Consider the following 21,152-nt stretch of genomic DNA (forward strand, 5'->3'; position numbering starts at 1 on the left):
TTTGTTGTTTATGTTACTTTTTGTTCAATATTTTGTGCGTTTTTTGTAGTGCGATTGTATGACGACACGCCGTAAATCAGGTACAATCGCACTACAAGGCAGGTCGTCGTTCGCGCGGATTAGCCGCGCTCACGTCTTCGCTTGCGTTGAAAGCACACTGTGCTTTCAACCTTAAGCAAGCTCAGCGCGCCAAATTGCCTTCGCGCGCTACGCTTTAAGCGCTCCGGCAGGTTGGCGCGCAAATCGCAGCAAACGCTATAAAAGCACAAGATTATCGCGATGCACCACAGGATGCGCGTATTGCCGCCCCAAAGTGGCCTCTAAATCGTCCGTAGTAAGACCCATTACCTGCGGTATCTCGTCTGAATCAAATGCAACTAGCCCTTTGGCTAAGTGGTTTCCATGCTCATCATCAATCCACACTGGGTCGCTCGCACAAAAATCGCCAGTAACTCCCACAATTCCAGCAGCCAACAGGCTTGCTCGCCCTGCGCAAACGGCTGCAGCAGCACCAGAATCTACAATAATCGCACCATGCGGATTAGACGCAAAACCAATCCAAAGTCTTCTAGAAGACGCGCGCGAGTTTAGTGGCGCAAAAACGGTTCCAACCGAATCGCCAGCTAGCGCACTCTCCGCGCTACTCGCACACGTCAAAAGCGTTGGAATTCCAGAAACAGCAGCAATATGCGCCGCATCCATCTTGGTTACCATTCCGCCTGTACCAACGCCCGATCCGCTTTCGCCAACTTTAATATCGTCTAGCGCGCGCGTAACATCTGCAACAAAGCCAATTCGCTTAGCACCTGGCTCACTGGGCGGAGCCGTGTAAAGCGCGTCTACGTCTGTTAAAAGAACCAGCGCATCTGCGCGAACAATGTTTGCAACAAGCGCCGCCAGCCTATCGTTATCTCCAAAACGTATTTCGTTACTAGACAAAGCATCGTTTTCGTTTACGATTGGCACAACGCCTAATTCCAGCAGCCTAAGCATTGTACGTTGAGCATTGCGATAGCGAGACGGCGAAATAGTAACGTCTGCTGTTAGCAGCATTTGACCAACTTTTAGGCCATATTTTGCAAAAGCTTGCTCGTATTGCGCCATAAGCAAACCCTGACCAACCGAAGCCGTAGCTTGCTGCGTTGGAACGTCTTTTGGCCTAGAATCAAAGCCGAGCAGCCCGAATCCTGCTGCGATTGCGCCAGAAGACACAAGCACAACATGCGCGCCGTTAATTTGCGCGCGACTAATGGCGTCTACTAGCGAGCGCAGTTTTTGCACATCTAAATGGCCATTTTGCGCCGTTAGCGAGCTAGACCCCACTTTTACGACTATTGTGCGCGCATTGCTAATTGAACGCCGAACCCCGTTTTCGGTAGGCTCAATTGCTTTATTAACCATCTACTCACCACGCCCAAATAGGCTCTGCTCATCGTGTTTATCGTCATCTACCGATGGATCCGCCCAATGACCTTGCTTGCGTTCTGCCATCATCGCATCTCGCACAGCGCTCTTTGCGTCCATCATAGTGTGGTAATCGCGGCGGCGCTCCGCATTAGTGCGCCTTGCACCACGCGGATCATTTGCCTCAAGTCGCAAGTCTTTTCCGCGCGCACCAAGGCTTGCGCCGTCCAAACCTTCCGCACCTGCTGCAATGCTTGGATCCCAGTCAAAGCAAACCATGCGATTGCCGCGGCCAATCCTAATCTCGTCTCCTGGCCGCGCACCCTTCTTGCGCAACTCGTCTTCTACACCAAGTTTCGCTAAGCGATCCGCCAAATAGCCCACTGCCTCGTCGTTGTCGAAGTTTGTTTGCACAACCCAACGCTCTGGCTTAGCGCCTGTAACAGTAAACCAAAAGTCGCCATTTTTGTCTTCTTCGCGCTCGATTGTAAAGTCGCTAGCACTTCCGCGGCCATCGTCGCGCCTGCGTCTTAATGCTGGCTGCTCAAGCGGCTGAATAACAACTCGCTCTTCTTCGCGCGCTGCCTCTTGCTCGGCAAGCTTTTCGCGCATACTAGCCACCATCTTTCCAAGCGCAAAACCAAGATCTTTCAAGCCTTCGTGAGATGCAGTAGAAATCTCAAAAACTGGCAAGCCCATTTTTTCAAAGTCGCTTCGCACAAATTCTGCCAACTCTTTTGCTTCTGGCACATCAATCTTGTTGAGCACAATAATTCGCGGACGCTCGGGAATCGGAATCGCTCCAAGCGGCAAATCAAGCTTGTTTGCGTATTGCGAAAGCTCGTGTTCCAGCGCATTATAATCGCTGATTGGGTCGCGATTTGGCTCCAACGTTGCACAGTCGATTACGTGGGCGATTATTTCCGTGCGCTCAATATGACGCAAAAACTCTAACCCCAAGCCCTTTCCTTCGGAAGCACCTGGAATAAGCCCTGGCACATCTGCGATTGTGTAGCGATATTCACCAAAGCTGACTACACCAAGATTTGGAACAAGCGTTGTAAACGGGTAATCTGCGATTTTTGGCTTTGCAGCACTAATTGATGCTACAAGACTTGACTTTCCTGCAGACGGGAATCCAACTAGTGCCACGTCTGCGATTGACTTTAACTCTAGGATTACGTCTCGCTCTTCGCCAGGCTCTCCAAGCAGCGCAAATCCTGGAGCGCGACGCACCTTGTTTGCAAGAGCGGCGTTTCCAAGACCGCCTGCGCCTCCTGCTGCGACTACGAAAGTGTCTCCTACGTGTTGCAAATCCACCAAAACGTTGCCTGGCCTTTTTTGCGCGCCCGATGCGCCCTTCGCCTCAAAAATCACGGTTCCAACTGGCACTGGGAGTATAAGATCTTCTCCTTTGGAGCCGTCTTTTGTATCTCCCAAGCCCATTGTGCCATTCTGCGCTACGCGATGAGGCATAAATCGGTAATCAAGCAAGCTATTTGCATTGCGATCGGCTACGAATATAACGCTTCCGCCATTGCCACCATTGCCGCCATTTGGACCCGCAAGTGGCTTGTATTTTTCTCTACGCACGCCTGCGGAACCGTCGCCGCCGTCGCCGCCTTTAACATGTACTGTTACTCGATCTACAAAATCGCTCATAACTTTTACCTTACTTGATGCTCAATACTCGCCAGCTTTGCGAAAACAAAAAAGCCGCACCGAACGGGGTGCGGCTAGAAGATTAATGAGTTACTCAGGCGGTAACTACGTCAACAACCTTGCGATCGCGACGAATACCAAACTTCACATTGCCGTCTACCAAAGCATACAGCGTGTGATCCTTGCCCAAAGCAACGTTCTGTCCTGCATGGAACTTGGTGCCGCGCTGGCGAACAATAATGTTTCCAGCCACAACAGCTTCTCCACCGAACTTCTTAACGCCAAGATATTGCGCCTGCGAATCGCGACCGTTGCGCGAGCTGGACGCACCCTTCTTATGTGCCATCTTGCTGTCCTTTCAGGTTTATAACACCGTCAATCAGGCGATGGCCGTGATCTTGACGAGAGTCAACTTCTGACGATGACCCTTGCGGCGAGCCACGCCAGTCTTGTTCTTATACTTCATAATGCTAATCTTTGGACCCTTAGCTTCGTCGTTAAGAACTTCTGCCTTAACTGTAATCTTTGCAAGATCCTTAGCGCTTAAGGTCACCTTAGCACCGTCAACAACGAGCGCGACCGGGAATTCCACGGTATCGCCCTTCTTTGCATCGAGACGGTTTACGAGGATGGCGTCTCCAACCTCAACCTTCTCTTGATGGCCACCGGCCTTCACAATCGCGTACATAATTCGTTCCTTAGCTAAATTGAAAGCTTTACTTTTGCCTCGCGCGCAGCATTGAACATGCGGCAAGACACCGACTATCAAAAATACACCTACCCCTGTACTAACGTCAAGAGCTAATCCATAAAGTCGAGCTAAACAGTAGAAACTATTGTACTCAAGCCTTATACTTTGGGCGTTTTTAGTTTTCTGATTCGTCTGTTTTTTCTTGCGATTCGTCTTTTCCTTGCGACTCGTCTGTTGCTTCTTGCGATTCAACGGTTGCTTGCGACTCTTCCGCTGGCTTATCTACTGGCTCATCTACTGAAAAATCGCCAGCAAACGCCGCATTCGCAGCATCCTCACTAATCGCAGAATCCGCAGAATCCACAGAATCCGCCAAATCCGCAGAATCCGCATCATCCTTACCGCCGTCCAAACTTCTGCGCAAAGACTCCTCAAAGAACGCCGAAGATGCCGCAGCCGCCGCAATCTTCGCCAACTTAGCGCGCACATCCGCACTAGACTCCTGCTTAACTGTAGGCGCAGTGTCCGCAAGGCTTCCGTGGCCGTGCTTATTGGTCTTAATAAACGGATCTCCGCCCTTAAGCGCGTACGGATCGGCGTATTCCGAAGACACAGTCGGCTCGTCGTGAAGAATAAACCCGCGGCCTTTGCACGTTGGGCACTCCTCCGAAAACGCTTCAACAAGCCCCTGCCCAACTCGCTTACGCGTCATTTGCACAAGGCCAAGAGACGTAACTTCCGCAACTTGATGCTTTGTGCGGTCGCGCGCAAGACACTCAACAAGACGGCGCAAAACAAGATCGCGGTTTGCTGGCATAACCATGTCTACGTAGTCGATCATAACCATGCCGCCAATATCGCGAAGTCGCAGCTGGCGCGCAATCTCTTCGGAAGCTTCCAAATTGCAACGAGTCACAGTCTCTTCCAGCGACTTTCCGCGGCCAATAAAGCGGCCCGTGTTCACGTCAATCGTTGTCATTGCTTCCGTTCGGTCAATAACAATCGAACCTCCTGCAGGAAGATAAACCTGGCGCTCCATGCCTTTTCTAAGCTGGCTGTCGATTTGCCACTTGTCGAACACGTCTTTACCTTCATGCTCTGCAGGATCCCAGTACTCAATCTTGCTTCGCAAATCAGGCGCCATCATCTCCAAGTATTCGCAAATGCGGTCGTACGCGCCCTTGCCTTCCACAATCATCTTTTGGAAGTCGTCGTTAAATATGTCTCGCACAACGCGAATCGCCACATCTGGCTCGCCTTGCAACAGCTTTGGACGCTTTCCGTGCAAGAATTCCTGACGCTTTGCTTCTATGCGATCCCACTGCTTTACAAGCGACTCAAGGTCTTTTTCAATCGCATCTTCACTAGCACCATCGGCAGCAGTTCTAATGATTATGCCCATGTCTTTAGGTGCGATTTTGCTTACGATTGCGCGAAGTCTGCTGCGCTCTCGGTCGGATAGCTTGCGACTTACGCCCGTCATCGCTCCAGACGGCACCAACACCAAGAACCTTCCAGCAAGCGTTACTTGCGATGTTAATCGCGCACCCTTATGGCCTATAGGGTCCTTAGTAACCTGCACTAAAACAGGGTCTCCCGCCTTAAACGCAAGCTCCATTCTTCGCGGCTGACCTTCTAGCCTGGTTGTATCCCAGTTGACTTCGCCAGCGTAAAGCACGCCGTTTCTAGCCTGACCAATGTCTACGAACGCAGCCTCCATGCTTGGCAAAACGTTTTGCACGCGGCCAAGGTAAATGTTTCCAACGGTTGCAACTTCTTGAATGTCGGAAACGTAATGCTCTACAAGAATGTTGTCTTCGATTACAGATATTTGCGTGTGACGATCGCGCTCGCGCACAACCATAAGTCTGTCAACGTTTTCACGCCTTGCCAAAAAGTCTTGCTCCATAAGCAAGTTCTGGCGGTTGCGCTCCCTACGATTATCGCGGCGGCGCTGCTTTTTGGCTTCAAGCCTTGTGGAGCCTTCAATATCCGTGATTTCGTCAATATATTGCTGTTTTCTAGACCTTCGACTTTGCGAATCCGTATCCGAAGAGTCAAATCGCGATTCGCTCGTGCTTGAATCATCTGCAAGCTTAGACCTGCGACGCCTGCGCCTACGCGTGTAAACTTCTTCGTCTTGAGATCGCAATTCTTCTGGGTCTGGAATCAAATCGCGGTCTTCTTGAGAAACCTCAATTTCGTCTACGCTGTACTTGCTTGATGCCGAGTTAAAGGAAGAATCCTCGGATTCTGCAGATTTATTGGCATTATCTGCCCTATCTACTCTAGAGGAGCGCCTGCGACGCCTGCGCCTTGTTATAACGCCATCCTCGTCGTCTTGCAAATCGGATTCTTTTGCATAGACTTCATTTGAATCTGCGCGATCAGCGCGATCTGCACTATCTGCTCGATCTGCGTTATCAGCGCTATAAAAGTTGTCAGCACTATCAACGCGACTACGAGCAGATTCGTCACTAAAGTCATCCTCAAAATCGCCATAGTCAAGTCTTCTAGAGGCTTTTCCAGCTTTACGATTTTCGATTGGAGCGTAAGTTATATCGTCGTATTCAAGGTCTTCTTCGATTTGCTCAACTTCGGCAGCAGCTCTGCGCTCTGCAGCGTTAAGTCTGCGATTTTTGCGCGATTTTCGGGCGTTTTGGCTTCCATACTCGCCGCGCTCACTTGCTTGCGATTCATCTTGATTCGCATTTTTATCTCGCTCAATTTGCGCGTTTTTCTCGTCTCGATTTGCTCTAGAACGCACGCGAATCAATTGCGTATCGTCGTCTTGCAAATCATAATTATCGTCAAAAGTTTCGCGGCCGCTTTTAGCTTTGGCATAAGACTTATTCGAGCGAGTTTTACGCGATTTTTTAGAATTGCGATTTGTGTCTTCACTAAAATCGTCTTTGTTTTCAAATGATTCGCTAAAATCTAAACTATTGTCTGTTGACTTGCGATTATTACGCGACTCGCGGCTATTTCGCCTACTATCGTCTTTACTGCGAGAATCTCGCGAATCTCGCGAATCACGACGGCTGTGCGAATCGCGCTTATTACTGCTTGAATCTTCGTAATCCGAATCCGCATCGCGGCTTTCATCAGAATGCTCGCGCTGAGGCAAAACTGGCTCTTGGAACAAAAGCGATGTTATTGGTCGCAAATGTGCTTGAGATTGCTGCTGTGTATAAGAACTATCTGCCGCAGAATCCGCAACAAAAGGCGCAGAATCCGCCGCCGCTACTCCAGAGCGCAAATCTTGAGTATCTCCGCCTTCAACGTGCAACTTCATCGATTCGCCAGCAGCACCTGCAACTCTAACTACACGCCTTCCAGCGCGCCTGCGACGCACGCCGTTAGCAGCATCTTTAGAGCCCGAAACAACATTAACAACGCCGCCAACTCTAGCGGAAGTAGCATTAGGATTTACGCTAGCATTAGAATTCACGCTAGAATCAGCACCAGCATTCTCGCTAGCACTAGAATTAGCATTTTCATTTTTATCTTTTTTATTATCGTCTGCTTCAAATACGTTGAAGCTTTCTCGCGTTACTCTGGGCACAATGCTCCTAGCGAAACGCTGCAATCGTCTCGCGCTCTTAGCCTGGAATTGGCACGCTTATGCGAGCCACCCCTCGGGCTGTTAATAAAGTCTAGCTGCGCGACAGCGGACACCTGCCTCAATAAAATCATGCGATAAAACGCGCGAGGGGATCGACGCCGTCGAATGCTTTGGCGGCTTGCAGCGCCACCGTTCTCTAGTATGCCATATTGCAACGTCAAACAACATACGCTCTTAAAAGTCAATTTCGCATTACCCCAATCGCAAAATCAGCGCTAAAATCGTTTGCATGGGTTTAATCAGCGCTATGCAAGGCTTTTGCGTAATCGGCATCGTAATTGCCGCAGGCTACGTAACCGCGCGTCTTCGCATCGGCGGATCGCAAGCACAAATGGTGCTTAATCGCGTAAGCTTCTTTGTATCTAGTCCTTGTTTAATGTTTGCAATCCTTGCAAAAGAGCCAATTTTTGAGATTTTCCACTCGTCAATTTTTGTTGCGTTTTTCTCCGCAATGATTGTTGGAATCGCGTTCATCTTGCTTAATCGCCTGTTCTTCCACCTTCCTGCAGCGGATTGCACAATTGGCGCGCTTAACTCGCTTTACTTAAACTCGAACAACATTGGCTTGCCTGTTGCAACTTATATTCTTGGAAATCCCGCGCTTGTTGCACCGATTTTAGTTATGCAGCAAGCTGTTTTTACGCCTGTTGGACTAACGGTTTTAGACGTTACAACTACTGGAAAGTGCTCGCTTAAGCGCATTACTCAGCAGCCGCTTAAACAGCCACTTTTAATCGGGTCGCTTGGAGGAATTATTATTTCGGCAATTTCCGCAAAAGTTGGATATTTCCCTGTTCCGAATTTTCTCTATGACCCGATTAAGATGATTGGCGATTCCGCGGTTCCTATGATTTTGATGGCTTTTGGAATGTCGCTTTACGGCAGCAAGCCGCTACAAAAGGATTCTAATCGCGCTGCGATTGCGACGGTTGCGATTCTTAAAAATCTGATTATGCCAATTGTTGCGTTTTTGCTGGCTTATTTTGTTATGGGCTTTAGAGGTGCTACGCTCTACGCATGCGTTGTTCTGGCGGCTCTTCCGACTGGTCAGAACGTGTACAATTACGCTGCACGATACAATGTTGGCTTGAGTTTTGCGCGCGACGGAATCCTGTTTTCTACTATTACGAGTCCGATTTTTATTGCGCTAATCGCAGCACTTTTGGGGTGATTAATCCTCCGCACTTTGTAGCTGATTCACGGCGTGTCGCGTCGTTAGCGCGGCCTAAGCGCGCTAACGCCTTCGCTTGCGTTGAAAGCACACCGTGCTTTCAACTTTAAGCAAGCTCAGCGCTCCGAATTACCTTCGCGCGCTACGCTTTAAGCGCGAAGGCATGTCGGAGCGCAAAAAGCGCACAGCTACCTTTGCGACGCTAGCTCATTAGACAATTCGTTAAGTATAGCTTTTCTAGTCCACGCACTCACAGTCATCTTTCTGCGCTTCGCATCATCTTCGATTAAATGCCAAACAGTATCACTTAACCTAACAGTACGCGGCTTCAATGGCTGAGTCTCATCTTCCCAAGCTCTTCCAGAAAACTCTGTAACAGCAGCACCAGAAAAATTGCCTTCCGCTTCTGCAGCCCACTTATCAACAATATCGTCTGTAATAACGAATCCATTTTCTGCCGTATACGTATTCCTACTCATCTTGCATCCCTTATCTCTTGTAAAAATCCTTTTGTAAGCCGATTCGCATGAATTATAAGTATTGCATTGTTCTCAAGCTTTACAAAAAAAACAAGCGACATATTAAAAGCTAAGCAATCACAACACTTTGCAATCATCTTGCTTTTTGAGCAAGAAGCAGTTTGCACGCTTCTCGAACAACGTCCCCAACTTTCACACCCTGCTTATCAGCAGAAGCCTTTAGAGCCTCCGCATCTTCAGCAGATATGCGGAAAGTTATAGGCAGCATAGCTTCTTCATAAAGAGGCGGTCTGCCAAGCGGCTTTTTAATACGTAAATTACCAGCTTTTCCATGATATATGCCTTTTTCAGCATCATTTTCCCATTTATCAAGCATTTCATCGGTAACGTCAACGCCACCTTCACCGCGAAAATTAGCCATAATCACTCCTAATATTTCGTATACGAAATGTTATCACATTGTGCCAGAGATTATCAAAATATGGCTAATCGAACTAATCAAAGCATGCAAAAAGCCTAATGCAAATTGGCGCAAAGCATGTAAAAAGCATACAAAAAGGCCCTTGCGCGCATTACACACAAAGGCCTTTATCATATAGTTTCTACGCGTTCAGCACCATTCAGAGCTAAACACAGCCAAATAGCTTAGCGGCGAATCTTACGGAACGCTGCACCAGCACCAGCCAAAACGCTAGCAGCCAAAGCAGTCAAAGCAACACCAACACCACTATTAGGCAAACCACTAACACCACTCTTCACAGTAATGTTAGTCCAACCAAGCTGATTGCCCTGCTCATCAACAAGAACAACCGTATGCTTGCCAGAATAACCAGCTGGGAACATGGCATCAAACTGAGGCTTACCATTAACCAAGCGAACAGTCACATAATTAGCACCATCAGCACCCTTAAGAAGACGTGGGCTAGAGTAAATGAACGCATAAGCCTTAGCAGAACCATCACGGTTCAAGCGATCAAGGAACGCCTGGTTAGAAATACTCAAAGTCACCCTGTTCACAACGCCAGCAACAACAACATTATTAGCACCAGCCGTAATCATGCCCTTCAAAGCAGGCAACAAGTCAGCAACAGAAGCAGGAGCCGCAGGAACACCAGCAGCAGGAGCAGACTGAGATGCGCCAGCAGGAGTCGAAGCGGATGGAGTTGTTACAGACGGAGTCGAAGATGGAGTATCATCCGATGGAGTTGAAGGATTAGACGGAGTCGTATGGTCTGGTTCCACAGGATTCACTGGCTTTGGAGTTGGAGTCACTGGCTTTGGAGCTGGTGGAACAACTGGATCTGTATTCTTCTTTTCACCAACAAGCTCGCTCACATCAGCTGGAGTCAACTTATAGTCAGCAACCTTATCACCATTAACATTGGCGAGAACGTCATGAACGTTAAACTTTGGTGCCTGAGGGTCTTGCTTCTTAGGATTCTGAACTTCTTGAACCTTAGTTTCCTGCTTTACAAGCGTTTCTTCAGCCTTAGTTACACCCTTATTAGCCTTTTCGAGAAGATTCTTCTTGCTTTTAAGCTGCTTCTGTAACTTTCCAAGCTCCTCAGCAGCCTTATTATAAGCTTCAGAACCAGATGGACCAGTCTGTTCCTTTGCCAACTTGTCGAACTCGGCCTGAGCGGTCGCAACTTGGCCTTCAAGAGCCTTAACATCGTTACGAATGGTTGCAGTCTGAGTGTAAGCCTTAGCCACGCTCGTAGCCTTATCATTCAATTCACTGAAAGAACTGGCAATCTTTTGAGCATTTTCCAACTGTTCTTGGAGCTTCACCTTTTCAGCACCAGTAGCCTTAGCAACCTTTTCTTGCAAGGCTTTAACACTACCTTCGGCAATCTGCTTCAAAAGCAACGCATTCTTGGCTTTCTGGTTGGCTAAATCTTGAGCCGCCTTAAACTCAGCATCTTCCTTAGTCGTGTCAACCTTTGGAGTTGGCGTCACTGGATTCACAGGAGTCACAGGCTTTGGGGTCTGAGGTTCTTCCTTCTTAGGATTCTGCACTTCCTGAACCTTAGTTTCTTGCTTCACGAGCAATTCTTCGGCCTTGGTTACACCCTTATTAGCCTTTTCGAGAAGATTCTTCTTGCTTTTAAGCTGCTTCTGTAACTTTCCAAGCTCCTCAGCAGCCTTATTATAAGCTTCAGAACCAGATGGACCAGTCTGTTCCTTTGCCAACTTGTCGAACTCGGCCTGAGCGGTCGCAACTTGGCCTTCAAGAGCCTTAACATCGTTACGAATGGTTGCAGTCTGAGTGTAAGCCTTAGCCACGCTCGTAGCCTTATCATTCAATTCACTGAAAGAACTGGCAATCTTTTGAGCATTTTCCAACTGTTCTTGGAGCTTCACCTTTTCAGCACCAGTAGCCTTAGCAACCTTTTCTTGCAAGGCTTTAACACTACCTTCGGCAATCTGCTTCAAAAGCAACGCATTCTTGGCTTTCTGGTTGGCTAAATCTTGAGCCGCCTTAAACTCAGCATCTTCCTTAGTCGTGTCAACCTTTGGAGTTGGCGTTGGCGCCACGTCTGGATTCTGCTTATGCTCATCTGGAGTCTGTGGCTCAGTCTTATGCTCTGGGGCAGGAGTTGATGATTGCGCAGCAAACGCAGTAGAAGCCGCAGGAACAGCAAACGCTAGTCCAGAAACCAGCGTTGCAACGGCAGCGAAAGCAGCAATCGCTTTCTTATTTAACATAACTCATCCTTTCTTCTTTCTCTTCACGAATAACGTGGGAGAATCTGAGCGCCAAAAAATCGCATTACGAAATTTCGACTTTTATACACTAAAAATGATGTATACAGCACTCAGAATACCCCCCCCCCGTAGCCCTAAATCAATATTTTCACACAACAACACGCGTCATTTTTTACACAAACTTTGCACAAATCAGCCTCATTCTTAAAGGAGTCGAATTCGACCCCTCTAAAATTCGGATTGTTAATACTCTCCCACAATCCCCATGAATCACAAGCAAAATTACAAAAATCAAGCACAAGCCATATAACATCTAACAACTAGCAAAACTAGCATGCATCAGCGCATAAATACGATTTTATAAGATTTCATAGATAAGAAGCAACAAACTCGGATTATGATACAAACACACTACACAAACACACAAAACCGTTGAAAACACTATGTTTTATAGTATATATTTCACGAAAATCAATGTCAATATATGCTGATTTTTCACCAAATCAAGGGTAAAAATATGCCGATTTTTCACGAAAATCGAGGTACAGCGCAATTTTACATTTAACAAAAACTAGCAAAAGCTGGAAGTCTACTTCCAAATTCTGCAAAACTAGCTAACATTTGGAAATCTACTTCCAAACTGCGGATCTCTTTGCGCAGCTACCTTCACACAACTATCTTCGCGATGCTACTTTTGCGCAACTACTTTTGCGAGGCAAGAGAATCAAGGCGAGCACGGAAGGACGGCCAATCAGTGCGCATTGCCGTGAGTAGCTTTAGCTTCGGCACATCGTCAATCGGCACCCACTTAATCTCCATGCTCTCGTCGTCGTGTGCGCACGGATTCACACAATGACCTGGCTTTTCAAACGCAAAAACCGTTGTATAACGCCAATTTCCGTGACTTTCGCAATACGCTCCAACAACATCAATGTCTTGAGACGTTATGTTCGCCTCTTCAAACGACTCGCGCAACGCGCCCTCAATCGCAGTTTCGCCATCAGATATTGCGCCGCCAGGAATCCCCCACGTGCCGCCTTCCGCGCTCCAAAGCGCGCGATGTTGCATAACAACGTGAGTCACGCGCCCAGTGGCCTCGTCTCGCCTAGCGAGCAACACGCCAGCCGCGCCATTATGACCCCAATGCTTGCGCCCACAATCGCACATAACCCATCCGTCTCCAGGCTGATGCACGTTTTCTTTAGGCACTTGTGCTGAAGCGGGATCGTCTTTAATCGCCTCGCCCTCTAGCTTGCGACTATTCCACAAATCTGGCCAAGCGTACCCAAGCTCCGAAACCATCTGCCTTAGCAGCGGCAAGCTGATTCCAAGAACACCATGCGGATCTCCCTGAATTCCCTCAATAAAAGCTCCACCAAAGCCTTCTAGCGTAAAGGATCCTGCCACTTCCAGCGGCTCGCCAGTTTCTACGTACGCGCGGATTTCCTCATCGCTCATATGCGCAAAAGTCACGCTTGCGCGACTCACTTTACACACGGTTTTGCCACTTTTTGCGTCGATTAAGCAATGACCAGTAAACAATTCTCCAGTTTTTCCGCTCATTTGCTTGATTCTCGCAGCAGCCACTTCGGGAGTATGCGGCTTTCCGTAGCATTTGCCGTCTAGCAAAAACATGGAGTCGCAGCCAACAATAAGCACGCTGTTGGAATCAGAAGAAGACTTATTCGCGTGCGCAAAATTGTGAATATCAAAAGTCTTAGTAGGCACTTTTACGCCCGAAAAATCGCGAGTTTGCGCGGTATCTACGTTATGAGTTATATGCGATTGCGAGTCACTTGCTAACGCGTTACTACCAGATTCAGAAGATTCAAATTTAGAAGATTCAGACTCAGCCTCCAGCGGATACCCCACAACCAAATCTCCACTAGCCGAAGCCGCCGCATTTGCAACAAGCTTCCACGACTCATACACTGCAAAAGCCTTTGCTCGCGCCAAAATCGAAACGCGCTCCTCGGCGCTCATCTGCTCCACGCCAACACCTTGCGCATTTGCAGCATTACGCAACGCCGCTGGCTCATCTACCTCGCTCACATGAATCACAGGAATCACGCCTGCAGCAGCCAACACCGCTCTTCTTGCAGAAGACTGAGAAGCCAAAATCAACGAAACTGTCATATTCCCTCTTTTTGCGATTTCACTTGCGATTTCACTCATAACTTCACTCATAACTTCACTTACAGCTTCACACAAATTATTCGCGAGTTATTGCAACGCCTGTAGAATCAACATGCGCGTGCAAAATTTTCCAATCGAAACCATCTAAAAGCGGCTTTGCAATTTTTTCTATTTTTTCGTTTATATTAGTGGCGTTATTTCCCTCTTCGGAAGCTTCCGACTTTTCCTCGTAGAACACCGCTGCGCAAGATCCAGCTCCCGATATTGCAGCCGCAAACCCCTTGTCTCGCAAAGCTTTTACCAAATCCCAAGTTGGTTGCATAAGACTTGCTCGGTATTGCTGGTGAATAGCGTCTTTAGTAGCTGTAAAAAGCAAATCGTTTCTAGAAAGAGTGGATTTTACGCAAGAATCGCAAGCATAGGCAGAATCAGCAGAATCAGCAGAATCGCGAGCATAACCAAAATCACCAAACGCAATCGGCAATAAGCAAACGCGCGAAACGTTAAACACGGCATCTGCATATGGCACTTTTTCTGGAAGCGCTTGACGAGCCATTTGCGTTGAAAGAGTAAAGTTCGGCACAAAAATGGTTGCGCGAATTTGCTTAGAAACGCCGTATCGAACTGTGTGGAACTCATCGCCATTCTTCCAGCTGGTTGTTAATCCGCCAAAAACTGCTGGAGCAACATTATCTGGGTGGCCTTCAATCGAAGATGCAAGCTCAAAAATAGCTTGCTTATTAAGATCTCCATTATGCGCAAAAGCCCAAGCTGCAGCCACGCCCGAAACAATCGCACTGGCAGAAGACCCCATTCCGCGCGCCTGCGGAATGCGATTATGTGCTTCTAGAGTAAATCGCAAACGCGGCAAGCCAAACGCTTCGCACGCTTTGCGAAACGCGCGAACAACAAGATGCGTCTCGTCTTTTGGCAACATATCTTCGCCTTCGCCATGAATAATCACGCGAACATCTTGCGAATCATCAAGCGTAAAAACTAGCGAATCCGAATAATCAAGCGCAATTCCTGCAACGTCAAATCCAGACCCAAGATTTGCGCTTGTTGCTGGCACGCAAACTGACACACTGTTGCATACTGGTTTCATTTCGCACCTTTTCCACTCGAGCAGCCTACTAAATTACTTAATTACTTAACTATTTAATAATTACTTAACTACTTAACTACTCAACTACTCAATTACTCAATAATTCGCAATGCAAGAGGCTTTGCGCACACAGCATCCACCTTTTGCAAATCCGCAAGAATTGCGCTCAAATCCGCCTCTGTACAATTTTTTACAAGCATGCGCAAATCGCCAGGGCCGCCGATTCCGCAAGCTGGGCAATCACCTTCGCCATCGTATTGAGTTTGGCAAAGCATAGGCAATCGTTCCGCGTTAACTCCGTGCTCCGCAAACACATCCATCACTTCGCTGCAAAGAGCAAGCGAAGTATCCTCCATGCTGCATCGCACAACAAAATCCGCACGAATCGAACGCGTGGAAGCCAAAGATTTGGCGTTATACATTGGCACGCTAGAATCGTTGCAGCCGCGCGCTATGTTTCTAGCAGCTCCAACAATATCTCCAACAACCGCGCTTGCAGTTGGAGCACCACCAGCGCCGCGGCCGTAGAACATAAGATCATCCGCCGCTTGCGCTTTAACAAAAACGGCGTTAAAACTGCCATGAACGGAAGCCAGCGGATGCTCTTTGCTAACCAACGCTGGGTAAACGCTTGCGCTCACTGCGCCACGCGTGTCGCTTGCAACCGCCGCAAGCAGCTTAATCACGCGATTTTGCGCACTTGCTGCCGCAATATCTTCAGCCGTAATCGCGCTAATTCCTTCAACACTAACGTCATCAATGCTTATTGGCATTTGGAATGCAAGTGTTGCCAAAATCGCAGCCTTGTTTGCTGCATCAAATCCTTCAACGTCTCCTGTAGGATCCGCCTCCGCATATCCCTTTTCTTGAGCTGCGCGCAAAGCCGAATCAAAATCAAGCCCGCGAACCGTCATCTCGTCAAGAATGTAGTTTGTAGTTCCGTTTACGATTCCAAAAATTTGCGTGATTTTGTCGCCCACAAGCGACTCTCTAAGTGGGCGCAAAATTGGGATTGCGCCTGCAACAGACGCCTCGAAGCTTAAATCGACTCCGTTTTTTTGCGCGCATTCATATAGTTCTGGACCACACTTTGCAAGCAACGCTTTGTTTGCCGTTACAACCGATTTTCCGCATTCTAGCGCAGTTTTTACAAATGTGTGCGCTGGTTCCAAACCGCCAATTAACTCAACAATTACGTCTATATCTTCGCGTTTACAAATCGCTCCTGCGTCTGCGCTTAGAAGATCTTTGGAAATCCATGGCGCGTCCACATCTTCTGGATGCAAGCACGCAACTGCCGCAAGCTCTAGCGGAGCGCCGATTCTTGCAGATAGTTCAGCGTTTTCTTCCACTATTAGACGCGCTGTTTGCGATCCTACTGTTCCAGCGCCTAAAAGACCCACGCGGATTGGATCTGCGGCAAAGCAATCGTCATCTGCGCATTGAGCGCTTTCCAAATTGTTTTTGTCTAACATAGACGCCTCCTAACTTAAATCAATATTCAATTAAATAAATTCAATTTACACAAACAGATTCAACCTACACAAACATACTCAGATTCAACCTACACAAATAACCTACACAAACAGCATAAGCAAATTCAGCAAAATAGACACCACTAAGAATCCAACAACGCCAACAGTTCCGTAAAGCGCTTTTGTTCCAGCGCTCCCACGAATCTCCAGCGGCGAATCGTAGAATTCAAGATACCTCTTGCGGCGCGCAAGTAGCACAATTCCAAACACAAACATAACAATCATAAACATTGCGTAAAGGCCTATAAACATAAATCCAGGAGCCAAATCCGCAATCTCTTGCGTGTTCAAGTTTTCAACCTTAATAAGATCTCCATTTGAATCCATCATGTTGTTTGAAATCCACATTGCTATAACGCTTCCTTGGAAGTTTACAATCATGTGCAAAAATACGCTGTACCTAAGCTGCGACGTGCGAACGTACATGTATCCAAACACAAGACCAAGTCCAAAAGCGTAGAAGAACTGGAACATGTTCATGTGGAAAAGCGCAAACGCTAATGCAGAAAACACAATCGCACGCTTTTCGCCATATACGCGCAACCTGTCTATAATTTGCTTTCTAAATAGCCATTCTTCCACAACTGGCGCCAAAAATACCACAAAAAGCAGCGTTTCCCACACGTTTCCGCCTGCTACAACGTCTGCAATCCTATTCTCGGCTTTTCCGCCAGAAATAAGCGCAGAAGCAACAAGCCCAATGTAACTTCCTGCATACATTATTGGCACACTAACAGCAAAGAATCCGCCAAATTGGCGCAAAGACATAGTAAACTTGCGAGTTTCTATTGCTGGAGTGCGTCTTAGAACAAGCATTGCAAGCGGCAACGCTATTAAGTATTGCGCAACGTCCGAAGAAACAAAGGAGCTTAGCGAAGGACTTAAAACACCTTTTGGAACAAAAATGCTAATCAACTCGCCAATTAAAAGCGTTGCAAGAATCCACGTAAATAGGAACACGCACAGCGACACTCCTACAGATCCTTGACGCTTGCGCGCAATCGTGTACGCGTCTGGATGCTGTTTGTTTGCAAGCTTACGCTGTTTACGCATTTTTACCTCCGACTAGTCTAAAATCACGCCTTCAATAAGTTTTGTAATCAAATCGCTGTAGCTTATTCCTGTTGCTTCCCAAGCTTTTGGATACATGGAAATTGGCGTAAAACCAGGCATTGTGTTGATTTCGTTAAGGATTACGCGGCCGTCTTTAGTTACAAAAGAGTCCACGCGACTTAGCCCTCTTCCATCTGCCGCCTTAAATGCTGCGAGCGCAGTTTTTCGCACGCGTTGCAAAGTCTCTTCTGGCAAATCTGCTGGAACTTCAACGTGCGAAGCTGCAGAATCCATGTATTTGCTGTCAAAATCGTAGAACTGGTCTTCGCCAGCCTGGCGCTTGTCGAGCACAACTTCTCCAGGCCAGCTGGCTTTTGGCTCTTCACCATCGCGCGCTGCAAGAACCGCGCACTCAATTTCTCGCGCGTCAATTCCCTGCTCTATCAATACTCGCCAATCGTGCTTCGAAGACTCAAAAACAGCATCTGCTAAGGCCTTAGCATCGCGCGATTCAACTTTTGTAACTCCAAAACTAGACCCTGCACGGCTTGGCTTTACAAAAAGCGGATACTCTAGTCTTGCTTCTTCAACTTGCTCAAGAATTTCGTTTGCGTACGCGACGAATCGATTTGCCGCGTCACTTTCAAACTTGCGCGCATCCAGTGCGATTCCAGGAGCAACATTAATTCCCGCTGCCTTAAAAAGCTGCTTTGCGTAATACTTATCCATGCACGCAGCAGATGCCAAAACCCCGCAACCAACGTACGGAACTTGCATCATTTCTAGCAAGCCTTGCAAAGTGCCGTCTTCGCCATTCGGGCCGTGAAGAACTGGAAAAACTGCGTCAATATGCCCTAGGCTTGTAAGCGTGCCGTCTGCTTCTCGCACCAAAAATCCGTCTGCGCCCTTTGCTGGGTCTAAAACAACATCGCGCGTTTGCGCGGTTTTTGTGATTACTGGCAGCTCGCCTTGTTCCATGCGGAAGTTTCGCGGATCTTCGCCACCAACAATCCACTCGCCTTGCTTTGTGATTGCAATTCGTACAATATCGAATCGATTCTCGTCTACAGCACTGAGCACTCCAGCAGCCGATATGCAAGAAATCGAATGTTCGTCTGCTTTACCGCCATACAAGAACACTACACGCTTTTTCGTCATTTTTTTCCTCTATATATTTTGAATTATTTTAGCTATCTTAGATTATTTTAGTTATTTTGAATTGTTTTGGATTATTATTTTTGCTTACGATTTACGCGACCACGACTAACGCACTTACGATTTGCATGCTTACGATTAACGCGCGGCTTTCGCAACTGCTACTTTCGCGCTTCACTACTCCTCGCAAACATCGTTATCAAAAAGCATTGCAAGCATCTCTTGGCACGAGATTCCTTCTTCTAACACGCGAGCCATTGCGCTTGCAAGCGGAGTTGCAACTCCCAAACGCTTGCCCATTGCTACAACCGCGCTAGTAGTTGGAACGCCTTCCGCAACGCCATTGCTCACAGCGGTTGCTTCTTCAACGCTCATGCCTTTTCCAAGATTTGATCCAAAAGTGTAGTTTCGACTTAGCGGAGACCCACAAGTTGCAACTAAATCGCCAAAGCCTGCAAGTCCTGCAAATGTGCGCGAATCTGCGCCTTCCGCAACACCCAATGCCGTCAACTCTGCAAGACCGCGAGTTTCAATCATAGCGGCCGTGTTTTCGCCGTAACCCGCTCCTCTAGCCATGCCAACTGCAAGCGCAACAACGTTTTTAAGCGATCCGCACATTTCTACGCCGATTACGTCGCTTGACACAAACGCCTTAAAATAGCTGTTTGAGCAAGCTTTTGCTACAACTTCGGCATTCTCGCGATTCTCGCACGCAACTACCGCCGCAGCATGCTGCCTTAATGCAACTTCTTTGCTTAAGTTTGGCCCCGATAATGCCGCAAAACGGTTGCGCGGCAAGTTCAAGGCCTCGCACACAACTTCGTCCATGCGCTTGCCTGTAGCTCGCTCAATGCCCTTCATAAGCGAAACAACAATCGCATTTTGCGGAATTTTGCCAGCAAATTCTTCGAGTGCAACGCGCGCAAATTGTGCTGCAATCGCAACTACTACAATGTCTGCGTTTGCTACAGCTTCTTCGCGATTCCCCGTAGCCGTCATGTTTTCTGGCAAACGCTCTACGATTGGCAGCCTCACTTCGTTGCGGTGATTATCTCGAATGCCTTCAACAATTTGCGGCTCTATTGCCCACATTGTCACTTGATTTCCCGCGTCTGCAAGCACCTGCCCAAACGCCGTACCCCAAGCTCCAGCACCCAACACCGTAACGTTCATGTTTACGCCTAGCCTTTCGATTTATGAGTTTGTAAACCACTTTGGCTTTAAGCCATTTGTAGCGATTTACAACTAGTCAAGCTATAGTCAACTTAGTCAACTTAGTCAACTTTTAATCACACTATTACATAATTCTACACAGTGCGCTTTACGGGCATTTTGTGAAGACTTTATTAGTGATTTATCGGTGACTTGCTTACGATTTTCTAATAACTTATCACTGATTTATCAACGATTTACTTACGACTTGTCAACAATTTACGACTTATCGAATCGCAATTTATCAACTATTCTTTGACTCTTTTCATAAGCTTGTAATCGAAGTATCCTTCTGGCGATTTTTCGCCGCGAATCTCTTCCATAATTTCCGTCATGCGCACGCGTACGCGACGAGCCAGCTCTGCAGCAGACTCCATAGGCGGCAAATCACCCCAATTTTCCATATCTTTTAGAAGATCCGAATAGTCAAGACGCGCATCGTAGCACATTACAACGTTCTTCCTTGGCCACGGCCACCAATGATTAATGCTTGCAGCACCCCACGTAACAGCGCAAAATAGCGGAATTTGATGCCCCAGCCTGCGCGATGCTTCGAGCGCAATAACTCCGATTCCTGGCTTCATGCTCATAGGCCATTTTTGAGGGTCGCGCGTAACTGTTCCTTCTGGCCATACGCTAAGCGGCCTGCCGTTTGTAAGGATTTTAATCGATTCTTCTTCGATTTCGCGCGCTTTTCCGCTTCTGCGTGGAACTGGTTGCATGCCAACAAGCTGGAACCATTTTCCTAAGATTGGCCAATGCGCGAGTTCTGCTTTTGCCATGTATCGCGGACGGCGACCTTGGTGGAATAGAGACGTCATTGGCACAAAAACGTCGAACATTGTAACGTGCGTGCAAGCGGTTATAAACACGCCTTCTTCTGGCACGTTTTCTAGTCCCCATGCGCGCACTTTACAACGAGATCTAAGCACTCTAGACGTTCCTTCGAGCAGGCGCTCGGTTGCCTTTGGATTTTGCGCGTTGATTTCTGCTGCGTTTGGCGTACGCGCGCCAGTTGGGTAGTAATAAGTAGGATCAACTAACTTGTGTGCGCGCGCTAAGCGTTCTACTTGCTCATCGCTGAGCGGCTTAACTGCGCTTCTAGGCGAAGGTTTTCCTTTAGATACCATACGTCTATTGTGCCGCAAAGTATAAACCGCAAAATCTTCCATAAGCACACTACATGATTACGCCAATCTGTGTAGAGATTCGAGA

Annotated in this window: 16 protein-coding genes; 1 reads left to right on the forward strand and 15 read right to left on the reverse strand. The window is 47.7% G+C overall.

Annotated features, from left to right (window positions below; all coding sequences use genetic code 11):
* Positions 1–255: 255 nt before the first annotated feature.
* The 5 genes from proB to NYP55_RS02365 all read right to left on the reverse strand — a co-directional run bounded on the left by proB (position 256) and on the right by NYP55_RS02365 (position 7,322).
* A complete protein-coding gene (gene proB, locus NYP55_RS02345; protein WP_101896656.1) occupies positions 256–1,401 on the reverse strand; it encodes a glutamate 5-kinase in 1,146 nt (381 codons plus the stop codon).
* Positions 1,402–3,066, reverse strand: coding sequence for a GTPase ObgE (gene obgE / locus NYP55_RS02350; protein WP_415696318.1), 1,665 nt, complete (start codon positions 3,064–3,066; stop codon positions 1,402–1,404).
* Positions 3,067–3,160: 94 nt separating this feature from the next.
* Positions 3,161–3,412, reverse strand: a complete 252-nt coding sequence (gene rpmA / locus NYP55_RS02355; RefSeq protein ID WP_004106248.1) for a 50S ribosomal protein L27 — start codon at positions 3,410–3,412, stop codon at positions 3,161–3,163.
* Between the two features lie 33 nt (positions 3,413–3,445).
* Positions 3,446–3,754 carry a 50S ribosomal protein L21 gene (gene rplU / locus NYP55_RS02360; RefSeq protein WP_004111933.1) on the reverse strand — a complete coding sequence of 103 codons (309 nt, stop codon included), beginning with the start codon at positions 3,752–3,754 and terminating at the stop codon, positions 3,446–3,448.
* 178 nt (positions 3,755–3,932) lie between these two features.
* A complete protein-coding gene (locus NYP55_RS02365) occupies positions 3,933–7,322 on the reverse strand; it encodes an Rne/Rng family ribonuclease (protein ID WP_472781499.1) in 3,390 nt (1,129 codons plus the stop codon).
* Between the two features lie 289 nt (positions 7,323–7,611).
* On the opposite strand from NYP55_RS02365, the gene NYP55_RS02370 reads away from it, so the two are divergent.
* Entirely contained in the window at positions 7,612–8,553 is a 942-nt protein-coding gene (locus NYP55_RS02370) for an AEC family transporter (protein WP_004132973.1), read from the forward strand.
* 188 nt (positions 8,554–8,741) lie between these two features.
* Here NYP55_RS02370 and NYP55_RS02375 read toward each other — a convergent pair whose 3' ends face one another.
* The 10 genes from NYP55_RS02375 to NYP55_RS02420 form a co-directional block, all read right to left on the reverse strand.
* Positions 8,742–9,032 carry a hypothetical protein gene (locus tag NYP55_RS02375; RefSeq protein ID WP_004132974.1) on the reverse strand — a complete coding sequence of 97 codons (291 nt, stop codon included), beginning with the start codon at positions 9,030–9,032 and terminating at the stop codon, positions 8,742–8,744.
* 133 nt (positions 9,033–9,165) lie between these two features.
* The gene (locus NYP55_RS02380) at positions 9,166–9,453 is read right to left on the reverse strand and encodes a hypothetical protein (protein ID WP_004129832.1); all 288 of its coding nucleotides are present in this window, start codon (positions 9,451–9,453) and stop codon (positions 9,166–9,168) included.
* Positions 9,454–9,677: 224 nt separating this feature from the next.
* Complete coding sequence (locus NYP55_RS02385; protein WP_472781500.1) at positions 9,678–11,741, reverse strand: hypothetical protein; 2,064 nt, start codon at positions 11,739–11,741, stop codon at positions 9,678–9,680.
* 702 nt (positions 11,742–12,443) lie between these two features.
* Positions 12,444–13,877, reverse strand: a complete 1,434-nt coding sequence (locus NYP55_RS02390) for a Maf family nucleotide pyrophosphatase (RefSeq protein WP_472781526.1) — start codon at positions 13,875–13,877, stop codon at positions 12,444–12,446.
* Between the two features lie 76 nt (positions 13,878–13,953).
* Positions 13,954–14,982, reverse strand: coding sequence for a homoserine kinase (gene thrB, locus NYP55_RS02395; RefSeq protein WP_472781501.1), 1,029 nt, complete (start codon positions 14,980–14,982; stop codon positions 13,954–13,956).
* Positions 14,983–15,074: 92 nt separating this feature from the next.
* Complete coding sequence (locus NYP55_RS02400) at positions 15,075–16,457, reverse strand: homoserine dehydrogenase (protein ID WP_464402239.1); 1,383 nt, start codon at positions 16,455–16,457, stop codon at positions 15,075–15,077.
* A gap of 102 nt (positions 16,458–16,559) precedes the next feature.
* Positions 16,560–17,570 (reverse strand): lysostaphin resistance A-like protein, encoded by a 1,011-nt coding sequence (locus NYP55_RS02405; protein ID WP_472781502.1) that lies wholly within the window; start codon positions 17,568–17,570, stop codon positions 16,560–16,562.
* A gap of 12 nt (positions 17,571–17,582) precedes the next feature.
* Positions 17,583–18,728, reverse strand: a complete 1,146-nt coding sequence (locus tag NYP55_RS02410) for a D-alanine--D-alanine ligase family protein (protein ID WP_472781503.1) — start codon at positions 18,726–18,728, stop codon at positions 17,583–17,585.
* Between the two features lie 174 nt (positions 18,729–18,902).
* Positions 18,903–19,898, reverse strand: coding sequence for an NAD(P)H-dependent glycerol-3-phosphate dehydrogenase (locus NYP55_RS02415; protein WP_472781504.1), 996 nt, complete (start codon positions 19,896–19,898; stop codon positions 18,903–18,905).
* Between the two features lie 287 nt (positions 19,899–20,185).
* Positions 20,186–21,067 carry a lysophospholipid acyltransferase family protein gene (locus tag NYP55_RS02420; RefSeq protein WP_415701679.1) on the reverse strand — a complete coding sequence of 294 codons (882 nt, stop codon included), beginning with the start codon at positions 21,065–21,067 and terminating at the stop codon, positions 20,186–20,188.
* Positions 21,068–21,152 lie beyond the last annotated feature (85 nt).

This window comes from Gardnerella sp. c10Ua_31 (assembly GCF_055700915.1).

Bases quoted from the DNA above. Each gene is read 5' to 3' on its own strand.
- proB (WP_101896656.1), bottom strand. From the start codon at position 1,401: ATGGTTAATAAAGCAATTGAGCCTACCGAAAACGGGGTTCGGCGTTCA.
- obgE (WP_415696318.1), bottom strand. From the start codon at position 3,066: ATGAGCGATTTTGTAGATCGAGTAACAGTACATGTTAAAGGCGGCGAC.
- rpmA (WP_004106248.1), bottom strand. From the start codon at position 3,412: ATGGCACATAAGAAGGGTGCGTCCAGCTCGCGCAACGGTCGCGATTCG.
- rplU (WP_004111933.1), bottom strand. From the start codon at position 3,754: ATGTACGCGATTGTGAAGGCCGGTGGCCATCAAGAGAAGGTTGAGGTT.
- NYP55_RS02370 (WP_004132973.1), top strand. From the start codon at position 7,612: ATGGGTTTAATCAGCGCTATGCAAGGCTTTTGCGTAATCGGCATCGTA.
- NYP55_RS02375 (WP_004132974.1), bottom strand. From the start codon at position 9,032: ATGAGTAGGAATACGTATACGGCAGAAAATGGATTCGTTATTACAGAC.
- NYP55_RS02380 (WP_004129832.1), bottom strand. From the start codon at position 9,453: ATGGCTAATTTTCGCGGTGAAGGTGGCGTTGACGTTACCGATGAAATG.
- NYP55_RS02385 (WP_472781500.1), bottom strand. From the start codon at position 11,741: ATGTTAAATAAGAAAGCGATTGCTGCTTTCGCTGCCGTTGCAACGCTG.
- NYP55_RS02390 (WP_472781526.1), bottom strand. From the start codon at position 13,877: ATGACAGTTTCGTTGATTTTGGCTTCTCAGTCTTCTGCAAGAAGAGCG.
- thrB (WP_472781501.1), bottom strand. From the start codon at position 14,982: ATGAAACCAGTATGCAACAGTGTGTCAGTTTGCGTGCCAGCAACAAGC.
- NYP55_RS02400 (WP_464402239.1), bottom strand. From the start codon at position 16,457: ATGTTAGACAAAAACAATTTGGAAAGCGCTCAATGCGCAGATGACGAT.
- NYP55_RS02405 (WP_472781502.1), bottom strand. From the start codon at position 17,570: ATGCGTAAACAGCGTAAGCTTGCAAACAAACAGCATCCAGACGCGTAC.
- NYP55_RS02410 (WP_472781503.1), bottom strand. From the start codon at position 18,728: ATGACGAAAAAGCGTGTAGTGTTCTTGTATGGCGGTAAAGCAGACGAA.
- NYP55_RS02415 (WP_472781504.1), bottom strand. From the start codon at position 19,898: ATGAACGTTACGGTGTTGGGTGCTGGAGCTTGGGGTACGGCGTTTGGG.
- NYP55_RS02420 (WP_415701679.1), bottom strand. From the start codon at position 21,067: ATGGTATCTAAAGGAAAACCTTCGCCTAGAAGCGCAGTTAAGCCGCTC.